Origin of the sequence: Marinobacterium sp. BA1, from assembly GCF_041155135.1 — a bacterium.
GTDB classification, from domain to species: Bacteria; Pseudomonadota; Gammaproteobacteria; order Pseudomonadales; family Balneatricaceae; genus Marinobacterium; species Marinobacterium iners.
In genome coordinates this window covers 416,767-441,804 of record NZ_BAAFHC010000001.1, presented here as the reverse complement: position 1 = coordinate 441,804, position 25,038 = coordinate 416,767, and the positions used below count along the sequence as shown (strand labels likewise).

Genomic DNA, 25,038 nt, shown 5'->3' with positions numbered 1-25,038 from the left:
TCAGCCCCCCTTCATTTCAGCTTCAGCTCAAACTCACTGGCGGGCAACGGACGGGCGTAAAAGTAGCCTTGCGCAATATGGCAACCTGCTCGGCGCAGGAACTCACAGTGCGCTTCGGTCTCGACACCCTCCGCTACTGTTTTCAGCCGCAGATGGCGCGCAATATCGATAATGGATGAGGTGATCGCCACATCATCCTCATCGTCCGGGATGCCCATAATGAAGGTTCGATCGATCTTGAGCTTGTCCAGTGCAAACCGTTTCAGGTAGGCCAGACTTGCGTAACCGGTACCAAAATCATCCAGCGCGATACGAACGCCCAGTTCACGCAGCTGATGCAGAAGACTGACTGAACCTTCAACATCACTCATCAGCACACTTTCAGTGACTTCAAGCACCAATTGATCGGCCGGGAAGCCGCTTTCTGACAACGCAGCCTTCACCTCGTCAACCAGCTCAGGTCGGAACTGTACTGCTGACACATTCACCGCCATGCTCAGCGGCTTGCCATGGATACGATCCCATTCACGCGCCTGGTTGCAGGCCTGCTGCAGCACCCAGGCACCAATTGGAATGATCAGACCAGTCTCTTCCGCCAGCGGAATAAAACGATCCGGCATCACCAAACCCTGGCTACTGTTCCACCGCAGCAAGGCTTCACAGCCAGTGAGGCAGTTGCTGGAAACGTCATATTGCGGCTGATAGTAGAGCTCAAGCTCATCACGGCCCAGCGCATCTCGTAATCGCGTTTCCATCAACAGACGTTCGGAGACCTGCTGGTTCATCGCCTCAGTGAAGAACTGGAAGTTGTTACGCCCCTGCCCTTTGGCGTGATACAGCGCCGTATCAGCATTCTTGAACAACGTATCAAAATCTTCACCATCACCGGGATAAAGTGCCAAACCGATACTGGCTGTGGTGACCATCGTATGATCTTCAACCTGTAAAGGCTCCGCGATCAGTTGCAGGTAGCGTGAAGCCAGGCCTGATAGGTCAGCCTGTTCACCCAGATCCGGCAGCAGGATTACGAATTCGTCCCCCCCCAAGCGACTGATGGTGTCACTATCACGCGCCTGCTCGGAAAGCCGGCTCGCAATAATCTTGAGTACCGTGTCACCACTGCCGTGACCCAGCGAGTCGTTGATGTTCTTGAACCGATCCAGGTCAATAATCAGCAGTGCAGCCTGCTCATGGCGTCTGCGTGCACGAGCAATTGCCTGAATGGTACGATCACGCAACAGGCGACGGTTGGGCAAGTCCGTGAGCGGGTCGAAGTCAGAGAGGTAACGCAGTTGGTCTTCTGCCTCCTTTCGCTCAGTCATGTCGGTCAGCATGGCGACATGATTGCGCACCGCACCCGCCTCATCCCGAACCAGGCTGATCGACAGCCATTGTGGGTATATCTCGCCACTGCGTCGTCGGTTCCATACCTCACCCTGCCATCTACCCTGTTCCTGCAAGGTCTGCCACATCCGCTCGAAGAAAGCCGAACTGTGGCGTCCGGAAGCCAATAACGCCGGCGTTTTACCCACCACATCTGCTTCCGGATAGCCTGTAATACGAGTGAAGGCAGGGTTGACCGCCATGATGCGGTTGTCGGCATCGCTGATCATGGCCCCCTCACTGGCTGACTCAAACACCTGCGCCGACAGTTTCAATTCATCCGCCGTACGCTCAAGCTCAACCTGACGCTGGTCGATCTCCTGCTGGTAACGGCGCATCAACGTACGCAGCCAGCGTGAAATAATCCAGGCGACCAGAATGGCGGCCGCCATGGCAAACAACAGGACCAGAATCAGCCACTGCAGATCATTCTGCAGTTCCTGCTCCAGCTTGGCTTTTTGCATTGCCAGCACTTCGTCCATGCTTTCTTGATAAATCCCGGCAATGAGCACCCAGTCCCTCTCGGGGACGTCCTGCACCAGCGACAGTTTATGGTGAATTCCTTCAGCACCCGGTTTGTACCAGTCATACTCAACAAAGCGCCCCTCGGGCGTTGCCTGTTCAAGCAGCCAGTTAACCATCTTGCGGTGTTCAGAGTCGAGTTGACTCACCAGCTTTCCGGATGAGCCGGGGCGCGTTGGCGAAAGCAGCACCTGTCCATTTTTATGCAATACCGCGATGTAGCCCTCATCTCCAAACGTCAGCGCCTCAAGTCGATTCAGTGCCTGCTGTTTGAGATCGTTCTCGACCTGGTAAAGGTAATCGCCGGTGCCGATAATCCAATCAAGCGGTTCAAACAGTTCCACATAAGCGATTTTTTCCCGCATTTCATCCGGGTAATCCGGTGCATACCAGCGATAGCGCGAAAAACCGGCCTGATTCGGGTTCTGCACTGCCTCAATCAACCCACGCATGATGTAGTGACCGGTATCATCCTGGTTATCGAGCAGGGATTTGCCTTCAATGTCAGGACTGATCGGCAGCAGTATGCATTCACCTTCAAGCGTGTCGATGAAAATATAGCCTCGCCCATCGAAGAAGCGCAGATCGCGCAGTGCTTCACGGATCAGTTCGCCAACCTGCTCCTTTGCACCATCGCCATGCAGCTGAATTTCCATGTCATAGATCGACTGGGCCAACTGCATCGCCTGACGTACCTGAGCCTGGATATTGTCACGCAGAACAGCTTCGGTTTGCTGGCGAGTAAAATTGATGTAATCGAGAGTGGCATCCACTTCCTGACGCAGCTTTTCCTGACTGCTTTGCTGCAGCGAAAGGCGTTGCTGGCGCAGCCGTTCATGGCCATTCTGCCAAGCCGTCATCACAAAGAAGGCCGACACCAGCAGCATGAGTACAAGCACGGTACCGATGAAGGCACGGGTCTGATAGCGTGGAAGCGTTTTTGAATCAATCGTCAGGGGCATGGTTTCATCTGGCCCATCTACATCTGGGCAAACTCAGTACAGATTCAGCTCCCTGCCGCCTGCTGAGAAGTTATTGAAATTTCATGTTTTATAACATTGAGTCTACACAGTAGCAAACCCGCAACATGGCTAAAGCGGAAGATTCTGAGTGTTCTTGATCTCACGCAAGGCAAAATTGGAGTGTACTTGGGCAATGCCTTGAAGTGTAAAGATCTTTTCATTCAGAAAACGATCATACGAAGGCATGTCCGGTACCACTACTCGCAGCACAAAATCAGCATTACCGGTTACGGCAAAGCACTGCAGTACCTCGGGATAGGTCATCACCTGTTGCTCAAATTCAGCCGTACTGTCGATGTTGTGTCGCTGCAGCGAAACCAGTGCAAACACACTCAGCGCCTGCCCCAAGACCTGTGGATTAAGTCTCGCCGCATAGCTTTCAATGGCGCCCTTCTCTTCCAGAGCTCTCACCCGGCGCCAGCAGGCCGCTGGTGATAACCCTACCTGCTCAGCCAATTGCTGGTTACTGATGCGCCCATCCTGTTGCAGATGATCGAGTATCCGGCGATCAAAACTGTCCAATTCAACCTGTTTCATTTGGTAACACTCTATTTTTTTCAAAGATTATTTCTTAAATATACGTTTAGCGAAATAATTTTTTAATATTTGTTGAAACCCCTGTTCAAATAGCAAGCACCTTTACCCGCCTTCTCCCTACAATTTCACTTCATGAAAACGGGGTTATCCGCTCTGCCATCCGGCGTTAACCACCGATAACAACAAGATCCAACACAGAGAGGTACCGGGTATGTCTGTCAATGATGCCCCCACGCTCGATGACTATCGTCTCGAGGATCGCTATCTGCGCGACACCGGTCGCGTGTTTCTCACCGGCACTCAGGCGCTGGTCCGCATTCCGCTGATGCAGGCACGCCTCGACAGGCAGAACGGCCTCAACACCGCTGGCCTGATCAGCGGATATCGTGGCTCACCGCTGGGCGCCTACGACCAGGCACTCTGGCAGACCAAAAAGCTGTTGGATGAACACCGCATCGATTTCGTACCCGCCATCAACGAAGATCTGGCGGCCACCATTATTCTCGGCAGCCAGCAGGTCGAGACTGATGCCGACAAGCAGGTCGAAGGCGTCTTCGGTCTTTGGTATGGCAAGGGTCCGGGCGTCGATCGCGCCGGGGATGCACTCAAGCACGGCACCACCTACGGCAGCTCGCCCCATGGCGGCGTACTGGTCGTCGCCGGTGATGACCACGGCTGTGTATCCTCCTCCATGCCGCACCAGTCCGATGTAGCGTTCATGGCCTGGTTCATGCCGACTATCAATCCGGCCAACCTTTCCGAATATATGGAGTTTGGTCTCTGGGGCTACGCCCTGTCGCGCTTCAGCGGCTGCTGGGTGGGTTTCAAGGCGATCTCCGAAACCGTCGAAAGTGCGGCCTCTGTCGAACTCAAGCCGCTGCCAGCCTTTGTGACCCCAACCGATTTCACACCGCCGGCGGATGGTCTGCACTACCGTTGGCCGGACCTGCCCGGGCCTCAGCTGGAAACCCGCATCGAGCACAAGATGGCAGCAGTTCAGGCCTTTGCACGCGCCAATCCCATCGACCGTCGCATCTTCAACACCGACAATGCGCGCTTCGGTATCGTGACCACCGGCAAGGCATATCTGGATCTGATGGAAGCGCTGCAGCTGCTGGGTATCGATGCAGCACGTGCCAAAACGCTCGGTCTCGATATTTACAAGATCGGTATGGTCTGGCCTCTGGAGCGCAAGGGCATTCTCGATTTCGTTCACGGCAAGGAAGAGGTGCTGGTGATCGAAGAGAAGCGCGGCATCATCGAAAGCCAGATCAAGGAGTACATGTCCGAGCCCGACCGCCCGGGTGAAGTGCTGATCACCGGCAAGCAGGATCAGAACGGCGAGCCGCTGATTCCCTATGTGGGCGAACTGAGCCCGAAACTATTGGCCGGCTATCTGGCTGCCCGTCTGGATCGCTTTTTCGGTGTGAAGTTCAGCAACGGACTGGAGCAGATCAACTGCTCGCTGGGCATTACCGACCCGGGTGGCGTGCGCCGCATGCCGTACTTCTGCTCCGGCTGTCCGCACAACTCCTCTACCAAGGTGCCCGAAGGCAGCAAGGCGCTGGCCGGTATCGGTTGTCACTTCATGGCCTCCTGGATGGGACGCGACACCGAATCCCTGATTCAGATGGGCGGTGAAGGCGTCAACTGGATCGGCAAGAGCCGTTACACCGGCAACCCGCACGTATTCCAGAACCTGGGCGAAGGCACCTACTTCCACTCCGGTTCCATGGCGATCCGTCAGGCGATTGCGGCCGGGATCAACATCACCTACAAGATCCTGTTCAACGACGCCGTCGCCATGACCGGCGGTCAGCCGGTAGACGGCCAGATCACTGTGGACGCCATCGCCAAGCAGGTATCGGCCGAAGGTGCCAAACGCGTGGTCGTCCTGAGCGACGAGCCGGAAAAATACAAGGGCCATGAGTCCCTGTTCCCGCAGGGCGTGACCTTCCACGACCGTTCCGAGCTGGATGCCGTACAGCGCGAGCTGCGCGAGATTCCGGGCTGTACCGTGCTGATCTACGATCAAACCTGTGCCGCCGAGAAACGCCGTCGCCGCAAGCGTGGCCAGTTCCCGGACCCGGCCAAGCGTGCCGTCATCAACCATCACGTCTGTGAAGGCTGTGGCGACTGTTCCACTCAATCCAACTGCCTGTCCGTGATTCCGCGCGAGACCGAACTGGGCCGCAAGCGCAAGATCGACCAGTCCTCCTGCAACAAGGACTTCTCCTGCGTCACCGGTTTTTGCCCGAGCTTCGTGACCATCGAAGGCGGCCAGCTGCGCAAGTCGAAGGGACTGGATCTGGGCGCCGAGCTGGAGCAGCGCCTGCATAACATCTCTCAGCCCACCGTTCCCGCACTGCAAGGCAGCTATGACCTGCTGGTCGGCGGCGTCGGCGGCACCGGTGTGGTCACTGTGGGCCAGCTGATCACCATGGCGGCCCATCTGGAATCCAAGGGCGCCTCGGTACTCGACTTCATGGGCTTTGCCCAGAAAGGCGGCACCGTGCTGAGCTATGTGCGCCTGGCACCCTCACCGGACAATCTGCATCAGGTGCGGATCGAGAACGGTCAGGCCGATGCCATGGTCGCCTGCGACATGGTCGTGGCCACCTCGCAGAAAGCGCTGAACGTGCTGCGCCCGAACCACACCCGCATCGTCGCCAATGAAGCCGAGCTGGCCACTGCCGACTACGTGCTCTACCGCGATGCCGACATGCAGGCCGACAAGCGACTGAAGCTGCTGCAGGATGCCGTGGGTCAGGACGCTTTCGATCAACTGAATGCCAACCTGATCGCCGAAAAACTGCTGGGCGATACCGTGTTCTCTAACGTGATGATGCTTGGCTTCGCCTGGCAGAAAGGCTTGGTGCCTGTATCACTGGACGCCCTGATGCGGGCCATCGAACTCAATGGCGTGGCGATCGAGCGCAACAAACAGGCATTTGGCTGGGGACGTCTGGCGGTAACTGATCGTGACTACGTAATGTCGCTGCTCAGTGAAGAAGCCCGCGAAAAGACGATCACGCCTGAAAAAGAGACGCTGGAGCAATTGATCGAGCGTCGCATGAAACACCTGACGGCGTACCAGAACGCCGACTGGGCCGAACAGTATCGTGTACAGGTTGAACAGGTCCGCCTGGCCGAAACGGCGCTGGGACAGACAGATCTGCCCCTTACCCGCAGCGTGGCCCAGCAGCTGTTCCGGCTGATGTCGTACAAGGACGAGTATGAAGTTGCACGACTGTTCACCCAAACCGATTTCCTGCGAGAGATCGAGCAGACCTTTGATGGCGACTACCGTATCCACTTCCACCTGGCACCCCCACTGCTGAGCCGGAAGAAGGATGCTCGTGGTCGTCCAGCAAAACGCCAGTTCGGTCCGTGGATGCTGAGAGCCATGAACGTTCTCGCACCTTTGAAGGGGCTTCGTAACACAGCGTTCGACCCCTTCCGTTTTTCCGCCGATCGCAAGCTGGATCGTGCCCTGCTGGCGGAATACAGAGAGCTGCTTGGCCGTTTTGCCAAGGAGCTGAACGCATCCAACTACAGTTTTGCCCTTGAGCTGGCAGAACTGCCGTCCGAAATCCGCGGCTACGGCCCCGTGCGCGAGCAGGCAGCCGAGGGTGTCGCCCAGAAGCGCACGCTGCTGATGAAAGCATTCGAGACCGGACAGGCTACGCTGATCAAGCTGGCCAAAACCGAGGAGGAAGCCCATGTTTGAACAGCTGAAAACCCTGCCACAGGACCCGATTCTGGGGCTGATGAAGGCCTTTCGTGAAGACCCGAGAACCGACAAGGTAGACCTTGGAGTGGGCGTGTACCGGGACGAGGCCGGTCAAACACCGATCATGACTGCTGTACAGGCTGCCGAACGGCGTCTGCTCGGAACGGAAACCACCAAGGCCTACATCGGCCCGGCAGGTTCCGAAGGCTTCAATCAGCTGATCGGTCAGCTGATGCTGGGGGCTGGCCATAACGCTCTGCGTGATGGCCGCGCGACCGTGGTACAGACACCCGGTGGCTGTGGCGCCCTGCGGATGGCGGCCGAGTTTCTCAAATTGTGCCGACCGGACACCACTGTCTGGGTCAGCACCCCAACCTGGGCCAACCATATACCGCTGCTGGGCGGGGCTGGCCTGACTATTCGCGAATATCCCTATCTGGACCGCACCACCTTAAGTGTCGATTTCGATGCCATGATCTCGTGCCTGGAGCAAGCCGATAGCGGCGATGTGGTGCTCCTGCACGGCTGCTGTCATAATCCGTCCGGCGCAGATCTGGACGCCGATCAGTGGGCCGCTATCACGGACCTGATCGAGCGCAAGGGACTGCTGCCGTTTATCGATATGGCCTATCAGGGCCTGGGTGAAGGGCTGGAACAGGACGCACAAGGCGTTCGCCTGATGGCAGAGCGGCTGCCTGAGGTGATCGTGGCCTCGTCCTGCTCCAAGAACTTTGGCCTGTACCGGGAACGTACCGGTGCCCTGATGCTGATTGCCGCCACGCCCGCACAGGGCAAGGCGGCGGCCAGTCAGCTGCTGAGTGCGATCCGGTCGCACTACTCCATGCCGCCTTCGCATGGCGCAGCGGTGGTCGAGCTGATCCTCGACTCACCCGAGCTGGCACACCAGTGGCAAACAGAACTGGGCGCGATGTGTGATCGCATCCTGGATCTGCGCGCCGCCTTCAGCAAGGCACTGGCCCCGGCAGGTGACTTCAGCTTTATCGAACGGCAGCGCGGCATGTTCTCCTTCCTGGGGATTACGCCACAACAGGTTCAGATCCTGCGCGAGGAGTTTGGCATCTACATGCTGGATTCCAGTCGGATCAATATTGCCGGTCTGTCCGCCACCACCCTGCCCCGCGTCAGCGAAGCGATCAGGGAGGTAAGTGGACGCACAGCCTAATTTGTTTTACCAGGCCTCGCTGCAACAACAGCGGGGCCTTTCAGTCAGCACCGGCCTCTGACCGATAACAATAACGAAACCGGAGAACTCACACCATGAGTCAAGCAACATCCAAAGCACACCAGCAGGCGGGCAGCCTCTGGTCGTCCCGCATGGCCTTTATTCTGGCCGCCGTCGGCTCGGCCGTCGGCCTTGGCAACATCTGGAAATTCCCCTACATTACCGGTGAAAACGGCGGCGGCGCCTTTGTTCTGGTGTACCTTGCCTGCATCGCCATCGTTGGCATTCCCGTCCTGATCGCGGAAGTGATGATCGGCCGTCGCGGCGGTCAAAGTCCGGTGGCGAGCATGCGCGAGCTGACCGCCACCGAGGGCACTCGGAAAGGCTGGCGGTTGATCGGCTGGAACGGCATTGTGGCCTCCTTCCTTGTCCTGTCCTTCTATTCCGTCATCGGTGGCTGGGCACTGGTCTATGTATTCAAAGCCGCATCCGGCATGTTTACCGGAGCCGACGCCGATGCCATCGGCGGCACATTTGGCGGCATGCTCGCCAGCGCAACAGACCTGTTGCTTTGGCACAGCGTGTTCATGGCGATCGTGATTTTCATTGTGGGTCGCGGTATTCGCTCCGGCATGGAAAGAGCGATCAACACCCTGATGCCACTGCTGTTCGTACTGCTGTTCATCATGGTGGGCTACGCCATGACCACCGGCAAGTTCGGTGAAGCGGTCAGCTTCATGTTCTCGCCCGACTTCAGCAAACTCACCACTGAAGGGATACTCACCGCACTGGGCCACGCGGCCTTTACCCTGAGCATCGGTATTGGCGTTATGATGGCCTACGGCTCCTACCTGCCACAGAAGGTCAATATTGCGCGTACTGCCATGACCATTGCGGTACTGGATACAGGTGTCGCCCTGATGGCAGGTCTGGCCATTTTCCCGCTGGTGTTTGCTAACGGGCTGGAACCCGGCGCAGGCCCCGGTCTGATCTTTGTCACCCTGCCGCTGGCATTTGGCCAGATGAGCGGCGGTGTAATCTTCGGCACCCTGTTCTTCGCCCTGTTGCTGGTGGCCGCACTGACATCCGCCATCTCCATGCTGGAGCCCGTGGTTGAATGGCTCGAAGAGCACAAGGGCATCAGCCGTGCCAAGAGCGCTTTGGGTGGTGGCCTGGCAATCTGGCTGGTCGGTATCGGTACCGTACTGTCATTCAACAACTTGGCTGATTTCCATCCACTGGCCTTCATCCCGTTCTTTGAAGGCAAAACCATTTTTGACCTGCTCGACTTCCTTGTCTCCAACCTGATGATGCCACTGGGCGGTCTCGCCATCGCGCTGTTTGCCGGTTGGGCCATGAAGCGCCAGGGACTGGATCAGGAAATCGGTTTGAAAGGCGGCGTTTACAGCACATTCATGTTCGTACTGCGTTTCCTGACTCCGGCAGGGATTGCTGTGGTGTTCCTGTATAACTTGATCTGATACTGGATCACCTTGCGTCACCCAAGCCGGCCGGTTTCTGACCCGCCGGCTTTTCTTTGTGCAAAGATGTAACAACCGTTACAGACCAGGCATGGGCAGATTAGAATAAAGCTGTTGTCCATGAAGAACAGGAACTCTCGATGACCGCGTCTCAACCCTCTGCGTATGAGTCAGCCTCAGTGCGCTGGCTCACGCTGATCAGCATCTGTGTCGCAACGTTTCTGATGCCGTTGAACATGTCCTCCGTCAACGTCGCTCTTCCGGCCATTGCCGCTGATCTGAGCGCTGATGCGGTACTGGTCAGCTGGATTCCAACCATGAATCTGCTCGGTGCCATCGCCCTGCAGCTTCCGGCGGGTCGTATCGCTGACATGATCGGACGCAAGCGGGTATTCCTGAGCGGACTGCTGCTGTTTACTCTCAGCTCACTGGCGGTAATCATCATCGACAGCATCGGATGGCTGCTGTTGGTGCGTCTGCTGCAGGGGATCTCTGGTGCCATGATTTTCGGTACCGGTATGGCTATTGTGTCACAGGTCTTTGCTAATCACGGTCGCGGTATGGCCCTGGGGTTAACGTCCACATCGGTCTATCTGGGGCTGACCTGCGGGCCACCCATCGGCGGCTGGCTGACAGAATGGTGGGACTGGCACGCCGTGTTTCTGGCACCACTGCCGCTTGCCGTGATCTGTGCCCTTCTGGTCTGGCGTCATGTGAGTGAAACCGAGCGGCAGGTGGATGAGCGGCTGGACTGGATCGGCAGCCTGCTGTTTATCGCGGCCTCAAGCCTGTTTTTTGTTGGCCTGGCAGAGCTGCCCACCATCAATGGCGGCCTGCTGGCACTGTGTGGTCTGCTATTGCTGGCCGGGTTTGTATATCAGCAGGAACACTCACCTCACCCACTGATTCGTCTGCGGCGCATGGTGCAGAACAAGATCTTTTTCCGCTCCATTCAGGCCTGCTTCTTCATGTATGCCGCCAACTATCCGCTGCAGTTCCTGCTCAGTCTGTATCTGCAGTATATCCGCGGACTGTCGCCGGCCGAGGCCGGTCAGCTGATGCTGCTGCAGGCGATGATGATGGCGCTGCTGGCACCTTTTGCCGGTCGCCTTTCGGACCATTTTGAACCTCGAATACCGGCCACTCTGGGCTGCCTGATGTTTGCAGCTGGCTTTCTTATACTGGCTATGCTGGATCAGGACAGTGGCAATATGCACGTCATCATTGCGCTGCTGGTCATGGGTACCGGCTTTGGTCTGTTCTCGTCGCCCAATAACAACAGCGCCCTCAGTGCGGTACCCACTGAAAAGCTCAGCATCGGCTCCTCACTGCTGAATATCTCCCGCACGCTGGGCAACATGTTGGGGATGGCCGTTGTGGTATTCCTGTTCAACATTATGCTTGGCAATGAAAGGATTACACCGGAGCAGTATCCGGCCTTGATGAACCTGTTGAAGCTGGCGTTTGTATTGTGCTGTGGCTATGCCTTGATGGCCGGATGGCGGTCCTGGTCACGTGGCAAGGTCAGGTAGAAGCTGGTAGAAGCGAGGTCAATGAAGGGAAAAAGCCGGGGGCCGAGGCCCCCGGAAGCACTTCCGTAGCGTTGAACTTTGAAGTGAGATGATGAAAAAATCAGCCGCGGCTGATGTTGAGCAGTTGCGGAGCCGTGTATTCCAAAAGTCCTTCTTCGCCAAACTCCAGACCAAAACCGGACATCTTGCAGCCACCGAAGGGGCAGTGGGGCAAGACTTCAGCATGGTTGTTGATCCAGGCAGTACCACACTCAAGCCGTGATGCCACCTTGCGTGCCGCCTCGATATCGGTGCCCCAAACAGAGCCACCCAAACCGTTGACGTTATTGTTGGCACGGGCCACTGCATCGTCGATATCGCTGTAGCGAACCACCGGCAGTACCGGGCCAAACTGTTCTTCATCCACCAGACGCACGCCATCACTCAGGCCTGCCACGATGGTTGGCGGGTAGAAGTAACCGGCACCGGCCAGTGGAGCACCGCCAGACAGAACCTGTCCACCCTGCGCCTTGGCATCTTCGACCAGCTCAGACACCAGGTCAAACTGTGCCTTGTTCTGTACCGGACCAAAGGTCACACCCTCGTCCAGCCCTGGGCCAACTTTCTGCTCGGATGCGATTTTGGCCAGACGCTGACACAGATCGTCATACTGAGATTCATGCACGTACAGACGCTTGAGCGCGGCACAGGTCTGTCCCATGTTGAGGAATGCGGTCTGGAAGATGGCAGGCGCCACCTTGTCCAGGTCGGCATCCGGCAACACGATACCGGCATCATTGCCACCCAGCTCAAGCGTCAGGCGCTTCAGGTTATCGGCCGCCTTGCGCATGATGTCCTGACCAGTCGGGGTGGAGCCGGTAAAGACAATCTTCTGAATGTTGGGATGAGATGTCATGGCTCGGCCGATACCGCCCTCGCCAGTAACAATGTTGGCCACGCCCGCGGGCACGACCTGATTGATCAGCTCAACCAGTTTCAGTGTGCTGAACGGCGTAAATGAGGACGGCTTGGACACGAAGGTGTTACCAGTACGAAGCGCTGGCATCAGGTGCCAAACCGCAATCATCAGCGGCCAGTTCCAGGGGGTGATCGACCCCACCACACCCAGCGGCTTGCGGTGCAATTCAACAAGACGCTCAGGGCTGTCTTCGATCAGCTTAACCGGGATATCCAGATCAGCCGTATAACGAGTCCAGCCGATGGCACCACCGACTTCCATCTGCGCCAGTGCCAGGGGCTTGCCCTGCTCAAGAGTCACCAACCGTGCCAGTTCTTCTACATTGGCCTCGATCAGATCGGCAATCTTGTGCAGCATCGCCTTTCGCTCGGCATCGGGCGTGTGCTGGTAAGTCTTGAACGCTTCGGCAGCCGCCGCAACCGCCTGATCCACCTGCTCCGGCGAAGCAGCCGGACAATCCGCAAAGGCCTCTTCGGTCGCCGGATTGATCACCGGGAAGGCATCACGGTCACCCTGTACCGCCTGACCGTTGATGAAGAGTGAAAATGTAGTCTGCATAAAAAATCCTTTGTCTACAGATGACACAGCCGATGCAGGCACCGGCTGTGTGTTGTTCAAATGCTTGGTAGAAATCAGAACGGAACGATCGCAATCACCTGACCGTAGACGTTGGTGTCGTTACCACCCAATTGTGATCCGGCGCTGCTGTCAGGCTTGTAGAAGCCGACCAGCGGGCTCACGATCAGATTTGGTGTCACCACCCATTCGGCATAGAGATCCAGTTCCTGACCATCCATGAAACCTGCATCGGTATCGCTGAAATTGAAGTACAAGGCACCGACACTCAGCATCTCTGTGGGGTTAGCTTTCACACCTACATGGTGAACATCAGTTCCTGTATTGAACGGACCGGCATAGTTGGCCGCCACTTCACCCTGGAACCAGGTGCCGTAACCACGGTTGAAGCCGAAGAACAACGGATCAAAGCCTTCGTCGAAGCTGGAATAGCGGTAGTTTACGCTCGGCGACCAGGGCATGTCGGCAAAGGTCCAGCCTGCTTCTACATACCAGGCATCACCATCTGCCTGAGAACTGTCGCCCTGATCCTGGGTGACGATTTCACCGGAAAGGAACAGGTTTTCGACACCGGCGTTGCCCTGATAGCGCAAGCTCAATGTCTGCTGTCCGTCACGATGTGTCGCGCCACCATTCATGACATCCAGGCCCTCAATGTAGGCCACACCAAAGGTGCCTTCCGGCATCACGTACTCGGCATTAATACCCGCGAGTTCCATTTTGGACTGGGCTACGTTGTCAGACTCCAGCCAGAACAGGTCAGCACGCATTCCTTCGGCACCACCGACACGCACGATGGCAGTACGGTCAAACGCCTTGCGCGCGGCCAGCCAGTAGGCACCGCCACGATCCATCTCTGGTCCAAGCGCATCACCGAAGTTCAGCGCATCGCCATTGATCAGGAAGCCGTCACCAATGGAGAAATTTTGACGGCCAAAAGAAAACTCCAGACCATCTTCACCCAATGCCGGGATCAGGCTACCGGAGCGCCAGCCCACGTATGCATCTTCAAGATCCGTTTCACTTTCATCACCTGATGTGAAACCACCGGCATCACCATCGCCCCAGGTTGCCGAGCTGATCAGATTCAAACCACCAAATACACTGGCACCGGAGCTGTAGGCATGGCTGCCGGACAAACCATACTTGATATAACCTTCCTGCCAGCTGGAACGACCCGGGTCGGTTTTAGCGCCCAAACCATAGCTCTCTTTGCTGGTAAAAACGCCGAACACCGCCTCGATATCGAGGTTCAGTTCGGTGCCGTTTTCGCTGTGAAGAGTATAGGCAGAAGCAGAAGCTGACAGGCCTGCCGCAACGGCAGCCGTCAGGAGGTATCCGGAAGTGCGACGGAAGATCTGATTTTTCATGGGCGTGATTCCTTGGGAACATGTCCGATAGCCGGACGTCCAGCTACCGTGTCTACGCTGTGTATTATTGTTAACGACACTAAGCGTAGAACGCCGCTGTAAACCAGTTTCGTGTTTATTGTGTGAACTTGTACCCTTTTGTAACAAGTTGTAAATATCAGGCCAGACCCAGGGATTTCATGCGTCGATACAACGTGGCACGACTGATCCCCAACTCGGTGGCAGCCGCCGTGACGTTGCCTTGCTGCTGCTCCAATGCCTGACGAATCAGCGCCTCCTGAGTTTCCTGCAATGTGCCACAAGGAGCGGGAGCGTGCACCAGTTCATCCAGGAACTCATCACTCAAGTGATCTTCACTCAGGCGGGTTTCTTCAGGCTCCATAAAGGCCAACGCCACTTTCAGTACCATTTCCAGTTGGCGCACGTTACCCGGCCAGTGATATTCGGACAGTTGCTGCAGCAGCTGCGGCTCAATGCCAACTTCAGATCGACCCAACTGACTCAGCAAACGTTCACACAAACCTTTAAAATCACTACGCTCACGCAGTGCCGGCAGCCGAACACAGACACCGTTCAAACGGTAGTACAGATCCTCACGGAAACTGCCTTCTGCCACCATCTGTTTTAAATTACGGTGCGTCGCGCCGATCAACGCAATATCCAGTACCACTTCCTCGGCGCCCCCCAGCGGAGCCACCTTACGCTCCTGCAGCACTCTCAGCAGGCGAGCCTGCAGCGACAGCGGCATATCCCCGATCTCGTCCAGAAACAGAGTCCCGCCATTCGCCTGCTGGAAGCGCCCAACCATGCCACCCTTACGAGAGCCCGTAAACGCCCCTTCCCGATAGCCAAACAGCTCGGACTCAATCAGCCCTTCAGGAATAGCGGCACAATTGACTGCTACAAAGGGCTCCCCTGCGCGGGCACTGGTACGGTGCAAGGCCTGTGCTGCCACCTCCTTGCCACTGCCAGTCTCGCCACTGAGAAGCACCGGGATATCCTGATCCAGCGCCTTTACAGCCATGGTCATGGAGCGCTGCAGCCTGGGCTCACCGGCCGCAAAGCACTCCAGCGGACGGGGCTGTCTATCTGCTGCAGGAGCAGTGCCGGGTTTGAGGTTGGGGGCCAACCCGGTCAGACGCTTGGGAAACTGCAGCAGCTCACAGAACAGCTCACCCGCCCGGGTTTGCAAAGAGGCGATACGTTGGCGCATACAGGTGTTAAGCAAAACACCGATCTTTTCTCCCACCAGCTCATCCAGCGTCCGGTTGACGATCTGTTCACGGCTGCGGCCCAACAATTGACAGCCCTGCTCGTTGATGGCCAGCAGGCGACCTTCCTCATCCAGTGCCACCAATCCCTGCCATGCCGAGCGCAAATACTGCTGGCGGGTATGAAAAGCCAGTACGATCTGATTCTGGTACTGACCCGCGAACAAGCGCCCCTCGATACTGCGGGCAGCCAGCTGTACGACTCCCAGTGTATCCTGAGGCTGGCTGTTGCGACCGATGCGTGTCAGATCCAATACACCAATCAGTTGACCGCTCGCATCAATCAGAGGGGAAGACGTGCAGGAAAAATGAGATACCGTATCGAGAAAGTGCTCTTCCTCGTTGATTAGGATGGGACGACGTTCTATGACGGCGGTACCGATGGCGTTGGTTCCCCGGTGTGTTTCACTCCAGGAAACACCCTGACGCAGCGCCAACTGCCTTGAGGGGGTAATGATGTCATCACTGCCTTCAAGCGCCAGAATGCGAGCATCCGCATTGGCCAGCATGATCAGCCCCTGATCACCAAACTGGTGCGCCAGCTGCTCTATTTCGGGCATGGCCGCATGAATAAGCAGCTCGTGTTGCTGACGAAAACCCTTCAGGTCGTTGACCTCGTCAATCAACTGCTGCGACTGACTGGAGTTGGTCAGCCCTGCATCAAGGCTGCGCCGCCAAGAAGCTTCAATTTCATCACGCAGATAACCACAGGGGAGTTCTCCCTCCTGCTGCAGCCGCTCACGGGCAACGCGGGCGGCATGAACGGGATCACTGATCAGATCCTGACGTAAACGGGGTGCCATGTTTCCGGCCTCTTTATTGTTATTTTCCGGATATACTATCGACATAAATTGTCACTCCTGTATACGCCAAAGACAGTCGAGGCGCAAACCTCTTGCCACTCTCTTACTGTCACAAAGCAATATACAGGCCAGTGTTCACAGGAGCCCCCATGAACCGTTTAATGCTTGTCTTTATCGTCCTTTTCATCAATGGCTGCGCGACGGTCCCATCCGATTTGCGCTCAGGGCCTGATCAGGCTCTATTGCCGTTTTCTGAGGCCTCTACCGTAATAACTCATGGTCAAGCCGCCCGCTGGGGTGGCGAGATTGCCCATGTCAGCAACCTGCAGCAGGGTAGCCAGCTGGAGGTGGTTCAGTTTTCACTCAATGCCAGCGGTCGTCCGCTGAAAACGGATAAAAGCGGTGGTCGCTTCAGAATTCTGGTACCAGGCTTTATCGACCCAGCCATTTATGCGCCCGGCAGATTGGTAACCGCGCTGGGTACCTTTACCGGCATCAAGCAGGGCAAGGTCGGCGAGCAGGAGTATGCGTTCCCGACACTGGAATCAGAACAGATACACCTTTGGCCCGAAATCAAGGATCCGCCGGTGCATTGTGACTGTGATCCGTTTTTCAGCAGCCCCTTCATGATGCGGCCCATTATTGTCGTGCCTGCAAAGTAGCTCAGGCAGGGCGGTTTCCCGCCCTGCCCTTCAGCTGCATCCGTTCCCAACCTCGATCAGAACGGTACGATTGCAATCACCTGGCCGTAGACATTGGTGTCGTCTGTGCCGATCTGGCTGCCGCCATTGGCGCTGCTGTTATCAGGCGTATAGAAACCGATCAGCGGGCTTATGATCAGGTTGGGTGTGACCACCCACTCGGCATAAAGATCCAGTTCCTGTCCGTCCAGGGCTCCGGAGCCCCCAGCGGTATCACTGAAATCAAAAAACAGTGCGCCAATACTCAGCATCTCGGTTGGACTGGCTTTTATCCCGATATGATGGACATCGGTATCCGAATTGAAGGGGCCTGCATAGTTGGCAGCCACCTCACCCTGGAACCAGGTGCCGTAACCTCGGTTGAAACCGAAGAACAGCGGATCAAAGCCTTCGTCAAAAGTGGCGTAACGGTAGTTCACGCTGGGTGACCAAGGCATGTCGGCAAAGGTCCAGCCCGCTTCCACATACCATGCATCGCCATCCTTGCGCGTATTGTCGCCCTGATCCTGAGTCACGAGCTCACCGGATAAAAACAGGTTCTCGACACCCGCATTGCCCTGATAGCGCAGGCTCAGGGTCTGCTGACCGTCACGGTGGGTATAACCCAGTGCCTGAGCATACTTGTCATTGACCCCCAAGCCTTCAATATAAGCCACGCCCACGGTGCCTTCAGGCATCACATACTCGGCGTTGATACCGGCCAGCTCGGTCATCGCCTGCGCCGGGTTGTCTGACTCAATCCAGAACAGGTCGGCACGCAAGCCTTCGGCACCACCGATACGCGCGATAGCAGTGCGATCAAACGCCTTGCGCGCTGCCAGCCAGTACGCGCCACCTCGGTCAAAATCGTAGCCACCGCCATTAAGCGCATCACCCAGGTTCAGGGCATCGCCATTGATCAGGAAACCATCGCCAATGGAGAAGTTCTGGCGGCCGAATGAGAACTCCAGACCATCATCACCCAATGCCGAGATCAGACTGCCGGAGCGCCAGCCCACATAGGCATCTTCGAGATCCGTTTCGCTTTCATTGCCCGTGGTAAAGCCGCCGGCATCACCGTCACCCCAGGTGCCTGAACTCACCAGATTGAGGCCTCCATAAACACTGGCCCCTGACGGGTAGGCATGGCTGCCGGAGAAACCATACTTGATGTAGCCTTCCTGCCAGTCGGAGCCGCCGCCTTCAGTTTTGGCACCCAGCCCATAGCTTTCTTCACTGGTGAAGACACCGAACACCGCTTCAATATCAAGGTTCAGCTCAGTGCCATTTTCACTGTGAAGCGTGTAGGCCGACGCGTGCGCCGACATCAGTGCAGCCACCGTGGCCGCGAGGATCGTCTTTGTCATTCTGCAGTACTCCTGATACTCCTGTCTTTTGGCACCGGAAAAGGGCCCGGACTTGCGTCCGGGCAAACCCGGTCAGGCCATGAGTGCAGACAGGGGAATGATGAAATCAGCGGATGAAAACCTGTGAAGTGGAGATCGCCATATCGCCACCGGGCAGCTGGATGTTGCCCAGCTTTTCCATGCTGTCGGCATCGTAGATTGCTACGTCATTGAATGTGCCGCCCAGATAGATCTTGGAACCTTCGTGGTTGATGGCAACACAGTAGTAGGAATGATCCAGCTCGGCGGCGGCGATCAGCTCCTTTTTCTCGATGTCATATTTGGCCAGACGGTTAAGTACGCCAAACACCAGGTTCGGGTCCTTGGGCGAGCGCACGCCACTGAAATAGATCTCGGTGATCGGACCAAAATCCGTTGTCTCGGTCTCACCGGTTTCAAGGTTGATATTCATGAAACCATAGATCCAGTCAGCCGTGTCCAGGTTGTAGCTTTCATCCTGAAACTTCGCAGTGGTGTAGAGGATGGTGAAATCCTTGGACGGGGCCTGTATCGGCCAAGCGTTCAGGACATCCGGTGGTGCATAGAGCGGACGCTCCCAATTGCGGCTGGGAATGGCAACTCCGACCTCACCGGTGTTCACATCCACCTTGTAGATGTCGGCGCCGGCCATGTAGAGGGTGCCATCGGCACCGGTCTGCATTACGGTCACCTGTCGCGGTGACGGAAAGGTACGAACCGGTTTGGCATCAAGCCCCGCACTGGTGTCGTACACCGCCAGGCGAGCCGGCTGAACGCGATAGTGGTCGCGGTTCAGCATGGTGGGGTTCTGTACTGCATACAGCTCCGAACCATCCGGGCTCAATGTAAACGAGAAGATCGACTTGGTACGTTCGTTCTTCTGCAATGACATTTTGGCATGGAAGGTAATGTCACAGTTGTCCAGATTAATGCCATAGATATCCTCATAGCGGTTGTTGAGGATATAGGCTGTTTTTCCATCCGGGGCCATCTGAGTCACGCCAGGGCCAAATGCATCCGGCAGATCGCAGCTCTTGTAGAGGCTGTCGCTCTGCAGGTCGATCACATGCATGTTGTTGGGGTAGTTGGCCACGATCATGTATTCGTTGCCTTCCTTGAGTGCCGGCCCCTTGGCCAGCACGGCACCGGACAGCGTGGTGCCCAACACCAGTGCCGCCGCCGGGATCAGAGATGTAAATCGCTTGTTGTCCATTATCAGGTCACCCTCGGCTTAGTTCTTGTCTTTCGGGAACACGGTACCCAGGTTGCGCCAGTCATCTTTCGAGTTCATGGCGTCCTTGTTCCAATCCGGGTAGGTATTCATCATGTCCGGCACCTGTGCAGGCCACCAGCAGGGGTCTGCACAGCCATACAAATCGGCTTCCATCGGCTGGCACAGCGAGGTTACGCCGCCAAAGGCATCGATCTCCCAGCCCGGGTCGGTAGTGGCGGTACAGCCTGCCAGTGAACTCATGGCCACGACCTCTTCCACACTGTCGTCGGCCACGGCCTGAGTGAGCAGCTGAGCCTTGTTGTTGATCGCTTTGAGATGTTTCATATCAGTGCGCCCTCCGCGGCGAGATGTACTGGTCTATGAAGGCGGGGTTGGCCGCCATGATGCGGCTGTAGACTTCGATGCCGAAGTCGACCCAGTCTCGCATCAGGTCGCAGTAGTGATAGGTTGGATGGGTGGGATCCCCGTAGCGGGCATAGCTTTCGTGATAGCAGCCGCCTGAACACAGGTTGCGGATACGACAGCTGGCACAGCCGGTATCGGTTCGATCCAGCCGTTTGGAGAGAAAGTCCCCCAGCTCCACCTGCTGGACACCGGTTTTCACATTGCCGAACGTCGGCATGTCGGACCCGGTAAACCGGTGGCAGAGATTGAGCTCCCCCTCATGATCCACCGCCAGCATTTTCAGGCCGGCACCACAGGGCAGTGCCTTTTTATGCCCTTCGTGCAGGTCGGTAATCAGCTGATGCATGTTGGAGAAACCGATATTGCGGTGCTCCAGTGCCGCATCGAGATAGCGCTGACCAAGGCGTTTCATGCCGGCAAACACTTCGATCAGTTCCTCTGAACTGAGGTTATAGCTGCTGATATCGCCCGAGGTAACCGGCGCAAAGCCCACCTCCGAAAAGCCCATCTCGTTGAAGAGGTGGTCCCAGATCCGCTCCACTTCAGTGGTGCCGCGGGTCAGCGTGACACGCGCGCCGATGGGGCGAGAGTCGTACCGCTCCAGCAGCCTCAAGGCCTTGCGACGCACAACATCGTAAGTCCCCTGGCCACCCACGGTGATACGGTTTTTGTCATGAATCGCCTTGGGGCCATCCATGCTGACCGACAAGCCAAAACGATGGGCATTGAGCCAGTCAATGATCTCATCGGTCAACAGTGTGGCATTGGTGGTCATCACGAAATCGACCTGCTTGCCCTGTTCGGCAAAGCGACGCTCGCAATAGTCCACCATCGCCTCAATCAGCGGCCGGTTGCTCAGCGGCTCACCGCCAAAGAACACTACTGTGTAGCGTTCTTCGTCGGGTGATTCGCGCAGCAGCATCTCCACCGAATCAATTGCAGTCTGCAGCTCCATCTTGCGACCGGCGGACGGGATATCCAGGTCTTCCTTGTAGCAGTAGGTGCAGCTGAGATTGCAGCCGGTGTTGACGTTCAGTACCACGGTTGTGAGTGGAAACTGATCAACCCGGCGGGTACCGATTTCATCCGTCAGCGGCCGGCCATCATTGACCAGTTCCAGCGCCAGCAGCTCTCGCACCGTTTCGGTAATCTCCTGCTCCGTGAAACGGTTGCTCAGCTCGGCCACCAGCGCTTCGGCGGAGTGTTCCTGTCCGCGCAGCCGATCGAGAATGTCCGACGTCAGGTTGTCCAGCGCAAACAGCGAACTGGACGGTATGTGGAACAACATGCGGGTATCCCCGACCTGCACTTCATGCAGGTTGTGTTCCACCAGATTGAGTACAGCGCCCATGTCTGTTCTCCCCTGTTAGGTTGCCATCCGGATGCCTGCAGGCATCCCCCCTTCTCTGCCATCGGGCATCTGTCAGGGGATCGGAGGGTTGTTCCAGCGCTGCACCGTCACAATCATCTGCCCTTCGGCATTGTGCGTGTCGTCGCCATCCATCACCGTTGCCTGTACTTTCAGGTTACCGGCGTTGTTGGTCATCATGCGTCGCTCAGGATTGGGACCCGCAGCGGCTGGCGTGAATACACCAGTATCCGGGTTCATCTGGCCGGTAAAGCGAACATCCCCATCAGCCTCGGCCACTTCATCAAATGGCGCCACTGCCCATTGCGCAGGCATCATGCCGATGCGGTAGTCATCGTCGGTACCGGGCTTGCCGTCCGGCCCAACGGCCCAGGCTTCAGCTTCAAAACGAGCCTCCACTTTCGGTGTTGAGCTGCCATTGCCACCCACACGGGCCACGGCAAACTCCGGCACCACTTTCACCTGAGCGATGCGATCATAGACAGCAAAGCGCCCGCCCTGAGCGTCGCCCACACTCACCTCATGAATGCCCGAGGCGGCCTCGGATGCTCTGGCACGTACCTTGATCAGGCTGTCGCTTTCACTGATCACCTCGATAACATCAATGCCCTGGCCCAATACCGGCATGCCCTTAAGACCTGTACCGATAATGCTGACCTCAGCTTGGTTGCCCGCCCTGATGTAAGCCGGCTGCAGTGCCAGTACCCGGCTGTTGCCATCGGCACGCGCCGCTACCACATCAGCCCCCACTTCATCGTGATCACGCAGGAACATGCGACCTTCCAGCTGCCCATTGCGCAGCGCAAACACCTGTCGCATGGCGCGCCCATCGATCTCAAGATCCGCACGCCACTCATAGCCGGTATACACCACCGCCATGCCCTGCCCCTGAATGGGAGCGCCGTCGTCATACTGGCCACTGAGGCTGACTTGATACTGATCCTGACCCTCTGCGGGCATGACCTTCATCTCGGCATGGAAGGCGCCACGACCCGGCATATGGCCCACCAGCGTCCAACCACCGCTGACCGACGCTGCCGGCTGCTGCTGCCATTGATCCCAGGCTGCGGATTCCATGGGCAAGGCTTCAGCCAGATGCGGCACCATCTGATTCAGCGCAAGCTCGAACCAATCTCGATCACGCGCCAGCGCCTGAAATTCGGTTGTAGGCCACTGGCCCAGATGGAAGTGCACCAGATGCTCCCACTCTTCAGCGGGCCGACGCTGCAGCAGCACACGTGCTCCTGAGTGACAGCGGGCACACATCTCGGTAAATTCCTGTGAATCGAACGCTTCGGATGTATTCAGACGACGCTCAAGTGCATAGCGGGCTCCTTCGGTTTCTTCCGGTGCCAGTCCCTGCCGGTCTGCCAGATATTTCACCAGCGTGCGCCGGTCTTCATCGCTGATCTGCAGGCCATGCATGATCTGCATGCGGGCAATTGTCATCAACCAACCTTCCGGCGTTTTGCGTTGATGGCTGATACGGCTCCACTGCTGGTCAGCCTCCTGGGTGTGGCACGCCAGACACTTGCTGCTGATAATCTGCTCGGCACTGTCGTTGGCCATGGCCGTCTGAGCACTCACCGCCAGCGCCAATGCCAGCAGCCCCCCGCCCAGCGGTTTCAGAGTTGTTGTTTTCAAGGTCCGACCTCCTTCTGTGGTCATTGCAAGGGGCATCTGTCGGGACGCCCGTCGAGATCCAGGTCAATGTTGAGTCACAAAGGAGGTAGCACAGCCTGTGCCAAGTTCATCTTTTCAAAACAAAACAGTCACTTGAGTGAAATATTACGACTTTCGACCCCGTCAGCCAGGCAGCGTAATCTGTTTAATATCGCGACACCTGTTTCATCCTGAGACACACGCCCATTTTCAGGGCCTGACGCCGGAATAGCGGGCTGAATCAGATTCAGACAGTTGTCTCATTCTGCGACAGGCCATAACAGCCAGAACATGGGCACATGAAAATAAAGTTATTAATTTTCATATAGTTAGAATTCAGTCAAAACTGGCACAGCCATTGCGATACAGGGGAGACAGACTCAACGACAACGATAAGAGGTTCACCATGACGGAGTTTGCCCTTCACTCTGATACTCAGGCTTTCATCAACCGTCGCCACAACCTGCTGATTGGCGATCAACGCCCTGCCGGTACTGACGGCCGAGAAATTGATGTAATCAACCCCGCCACCGGTGAGTGCTTCACCAAAGTGGCCTGCGGCACCGCCGCTGATATTGATCAGGCCGTCGCAACGGCACGCCAGACATTCGAGGACTCCAGCTGGAGCCGCATGACACCGGTCGAGCGTGAACGCCTGTTATGGCGTTTTGCCGACTTGATCGACGCCAACGCCGACTCGCTGGCCGAGATCGAGTGTCTCGACAACGGCAAGAGCGTCGCCATCGCCAAGGGAGTGGATATCCAGCTGGCCGTCAACTTTCTGCGCTACATGGCCGGCTGGGCAACCAAAATCGAGGGCAGCTCGGTACAGCCTTCGGTGCCCTTCATGCCCGGCGCGCAGTTCCACGGCTACACGCGGCGTGAGCCGGTTGGTGTCGTAGGTGCCATTGTGGCCTGGAATTTCCCGTTGCTGCTGGCCTGCTGGAAGCTTGGCCCGGCACTGGCGACCGGGTGCACCGTCGTACTGAAGCCGGCTGAGGATACCCCTCTGACCGCGTTACGCCTGGGTGAATTGGCACTGGAAGCAGGCTATCCGCCCGGAGTGTTGAACGTTGTCCCGGGACTCGGTGGTGATGCCGGTGCAGCCCTGTCTTCGCACCCTGATGTCGACAAGCTCACTTTCACCGGCTCGACCGGTGTCGGCAAGCTGATCGGCAAGGCCGCCATGGACCACATGACGCGGGTTACCCTTGAGCTGGGCGGCAAGTCACCCACCATCGTGCTGGATGATGCCGATCCGCAGGAGGCCGCCGCAGGGGCCGCCAATGCGATCTTCTTTAATCAGGGGCAGGTGTGCTGTGCCGGTTCGCGCCTGTATGTGCAGCGTAAGCTGTTCGACAATCTGGTGGCGGATATCACCGATATCGCAGGTAGGATTCGTCTGGGTAACGGACTGGACCCGAACACCGAAATGGGGCCGCTGGTTTCCGCCGTGCAGCAGCAGCGAGTACACGGCTTTATCGAGAAAGGGCTGGCCGAGGGTGCCAGAATCACCACCGGTGGTGACCGTCAGGGGCCCGGCTTCTTCATCCAGCCAACGGTGGTGGTAGATGTGGATCAGCGTTCAACACTGGTACAGGAGGAGATCTTCGGCCCGGTACTGGTTGCCATGCCGTTTGATGACATCGACGAGGCGGTCAGAATTGCCAATGACAGCCAGTATGGCCTCGGTGCCAGCATCTGGTCGAATAATCTGTCAGCGGTCCATCGCATGATTCCCCGTATCAAGTCCGGCAGCGTGTGGGTCAACTGTCACACCGCACTGGACCCATCGCTGCCGTTTGGCGGTTTCAAGCAATCCGGTCTCGGGCGGGAAATGGGCGCGGCCTGCATCGAGCACTACACCGAGATCAAGTCGGTATTGATGAAGGTGTAATCAGCCTTGCCGGTGGTAGCCAAACCCCTGCCGGC

At 57.1% G+C, this 25,038-nt stretch carries 16 protein-coding genes; 6 read left to right on the top strand and 10 right to left on the bottom strand.

Going from position 1 to position 25,038, the window contains the following annotated elements:
* Positions 1–11: 11 nt before the first annotated feature.
* Both ACAM29_RS02045 and ACAM29_RS02040 read right to left on the bottom strand, forming a co-directional pair.
* On the bottom strand, positions 12–2,867 hold the full coding sequence (locus ACAM29_RS02045; protein WP_369623036.1) for an EAL domain-containing protein: 2,856 nt from the start codon (positions 2,865–2,867) through the stop codon (positions 12–14).
* 129 nt (positions 2,868–2,996) lie between these two features.
* A complete protein-coding gene (locus ACAM29_RS02040; RefSeq protein ID WP_369623035.1) occupies positions 2,997–3,464 on the bottom strand; it encodes an Lrp/AsnC family transcriptional regulator in 468 nt (155 codons plus the stop codon).
* Between the two features lie 211 nt (positions 3,465–3,675).
* Between ACAM29_RS02040 and ACAM29_RS02035 the strand changes: the two genes are divergently transcribed.
* The 4 genes from ACAM29_RS02035 (at position 3,676) to ACAM29_RS02020 (ending at position 11,393) form a co-directional block, all read left to right on the top strand.
* Positions 3,676–7,194 carry an indolepyruvate ferredoxin oxidoreductase family protein gene (locus ACAM29_RS02035; RefSeq protein ID WP_369623034.1) on the top strand — a complete coding sequence of 1,173 codons (3,519 nt, stop codon included), beginning with the start codon at positions 3,676–3,678 and terminating at the stop codon, positions 7,192–7,194.
* The gene (locus tag ACAM29_RS02030; protein ID WP_206834945.1) at positions 7,187–8,380 is read left to right on the top strand and encodes an amino acid aminotransferase; all 1,194 of its coding nucleotides are present in this window, start codon (positions 7,187–7,189) and stop codon (positions 8,378–8,380) included. Before ACAM29_RS02035 ends, ACAM29_RS02030 begins: the two co-directional genes overlap by 8 nt.
* A gap of 95 nt (positions 8,381–8,475) precedes the next feature.
* Entirely contained in the window at positions 8,476–9,861 is a 1,386-nt protein-coding gene (locus ACAM29_RS02025; protein ID WP_369623033.1) for a sodium-dependent transporter, read from the top strand.
* 140 nt (positions 9,862–10,001) lie between these two features.
* Positions 10,002–11,393, top strand: coding sequence for an MFS transporter (locus tag ACAM29_RS02020; RefSeq protein WP_206834951.1), 1,392 nt, complete (start codon positions 10,002–10,004; stop codon positions 11,391–11,393).
* Positions 11,394–11,493: 100 nt separating this feature from the next.
* On the opposite strand, the gene ACAM29_RS02015 is transcribed toward ACAM29_RS02020, so the two are convergent.
* From ACAM29_RS02015 to ACAM29_RS02005, 3 genes are all read right to left on the bottom strand, one after another.
* The gene (locus ACAM29_RS02015) at positions 11,494–12,909 is read right to left on the bottom strand and encodes an aldehyde dehydrogenase family protein (RefSeq protein ID WP_369623032.1); all 1,416 of its coding nucleotides are present in this window, start codon (positions 12,907–12,909) and stop codon (positions 11,494–11,496) included.
* A 74-nt stretch (positions 12,910–12,983) separates the two neighbouring features.
* A complete protein-coding gene (locus ACAM29_RS02010) occupies positions 12,984–14,297 on the bottom strand; it encodes a hypothetical protein (RefSeq protein ID WP_369623031.1) in 1,314 nt (437 codons plus the stop codon).
* A gap of 157 nt (positions 14,298–14,454) precedes the next feature.
* A complete protein-coding gene (locus ACAM29_RS02005) occupies positions 14,455–16,416 on the bottom strand; it encodes a sigma-54-dependent Fis family transcriptional regulator (protein WP_369623030.1) in 1,962 nt (653 codons plus the stop codon).
* 104 nt (positions 16,417–16,520) lie between these two features.
* Here ACAM29_RS02005 and ACAM29_RS02000 point away from each other — a divergent pair, with 104 nt between their 5' ends.
* A complete protein-coding gene (locus ACAM29_RS02000) occupies positions 16,521–17,033 on the top strand; it encodes a Slp family lipoprotein (protein ID WP_091826668.1) in 513 nt (170 codons plus the stop codon).
* A gap of 56 nt (positions 17,034–17,089) precedes the next feature.
* On the opposite strand, the gene ACAM29_RS01995 is transcribed toward ACAM29_RS02000, so the two are convergent.
* The 5 genes from ACAM29_RS01995 to peaA all read right to left on the bottom strand — a co-directional run bounded on the left by ACAM29_RS01995 (position 17,090) and on the right by peaA (position 23,088).
* Positions 17,090–18,418, bottom strand: a complete 1,329-nt coding sequence (locus tag ACAM29_RS01995) for a hypothetical protein (RefSeq protein WP_369623029.1) — start codon at positions 18,416–18,418, stop codon at positions 17,090–17,092.
* Positions 18,419–18,524: 106 nt separating this feature from the next.
* Positions 18,525–19,649: a quinohemoprotein amine dehydrogenase subunit beta gene (gene peaD / locus ACAM29_RS01990; RefSeq protein WP_206834963.1), complete on the bottom strand. Its 1,125-nt coding sequence runs from the start codon at positions 19,647–19,649 to the stop codon at positions 18,525–18,527.
* Between the two features lie 18 nt (positions 19,650–19,667).
* On the bottom strand, positions 19,668–19,994 hold the full coding sequence (qhpC, locus tag ACAM29_RS01985; RefSeq protein ID WP_206834966.1) for a quinohemoprotein amine dehydrogenase subunit gamma: 327 nt from the start codon (positions 19,992–19,994) through the stop codon (positions 19,668–19,670).
* 1 nt (position 19,995) lies between these two features.
* Positions 19,996–21,426, bottom strand: coding sequence for a quinohemoprotein amine dehydrogenase maturation protein (gene peaB / locus ACAM29_RS01980; RefSeq protein ID WP_369623028.1), 1,431 nt, complete (start codon positions 21,424–21,426; stop codon positions 19,996–19,998).
* Positions 21,427–21,498: 72 nt separating this feature from the next.
* A complete protein-coding gene (gene peaA, locus ACAM29_RS01975) occupies positions 21,499–23,088 on the bottom strand; it encodes a quinohemoprotein amine dehydrogenase subunit alpha (protein ID WP_369623027.1) in 1,590 nt (529 codons plus the stop codon).
* A 424-nt stretch (positions 23,089–23,512) separates the two neighbouring features.
* Between peaA and ACAM29_RS01970 the strand changes: the two genes are divergently transcribed.
* Entirely contained in the window at positions 23,513–25,003 is a 1,491-nt protein-coding gene (locus ACAM29_RS01970) for an aldehyde dehydrogenase (RefSeq protein WP_369623026.1), read from the top strand.
* Positions 25,004–25,038: the final 35 nt, after the last annotated feature.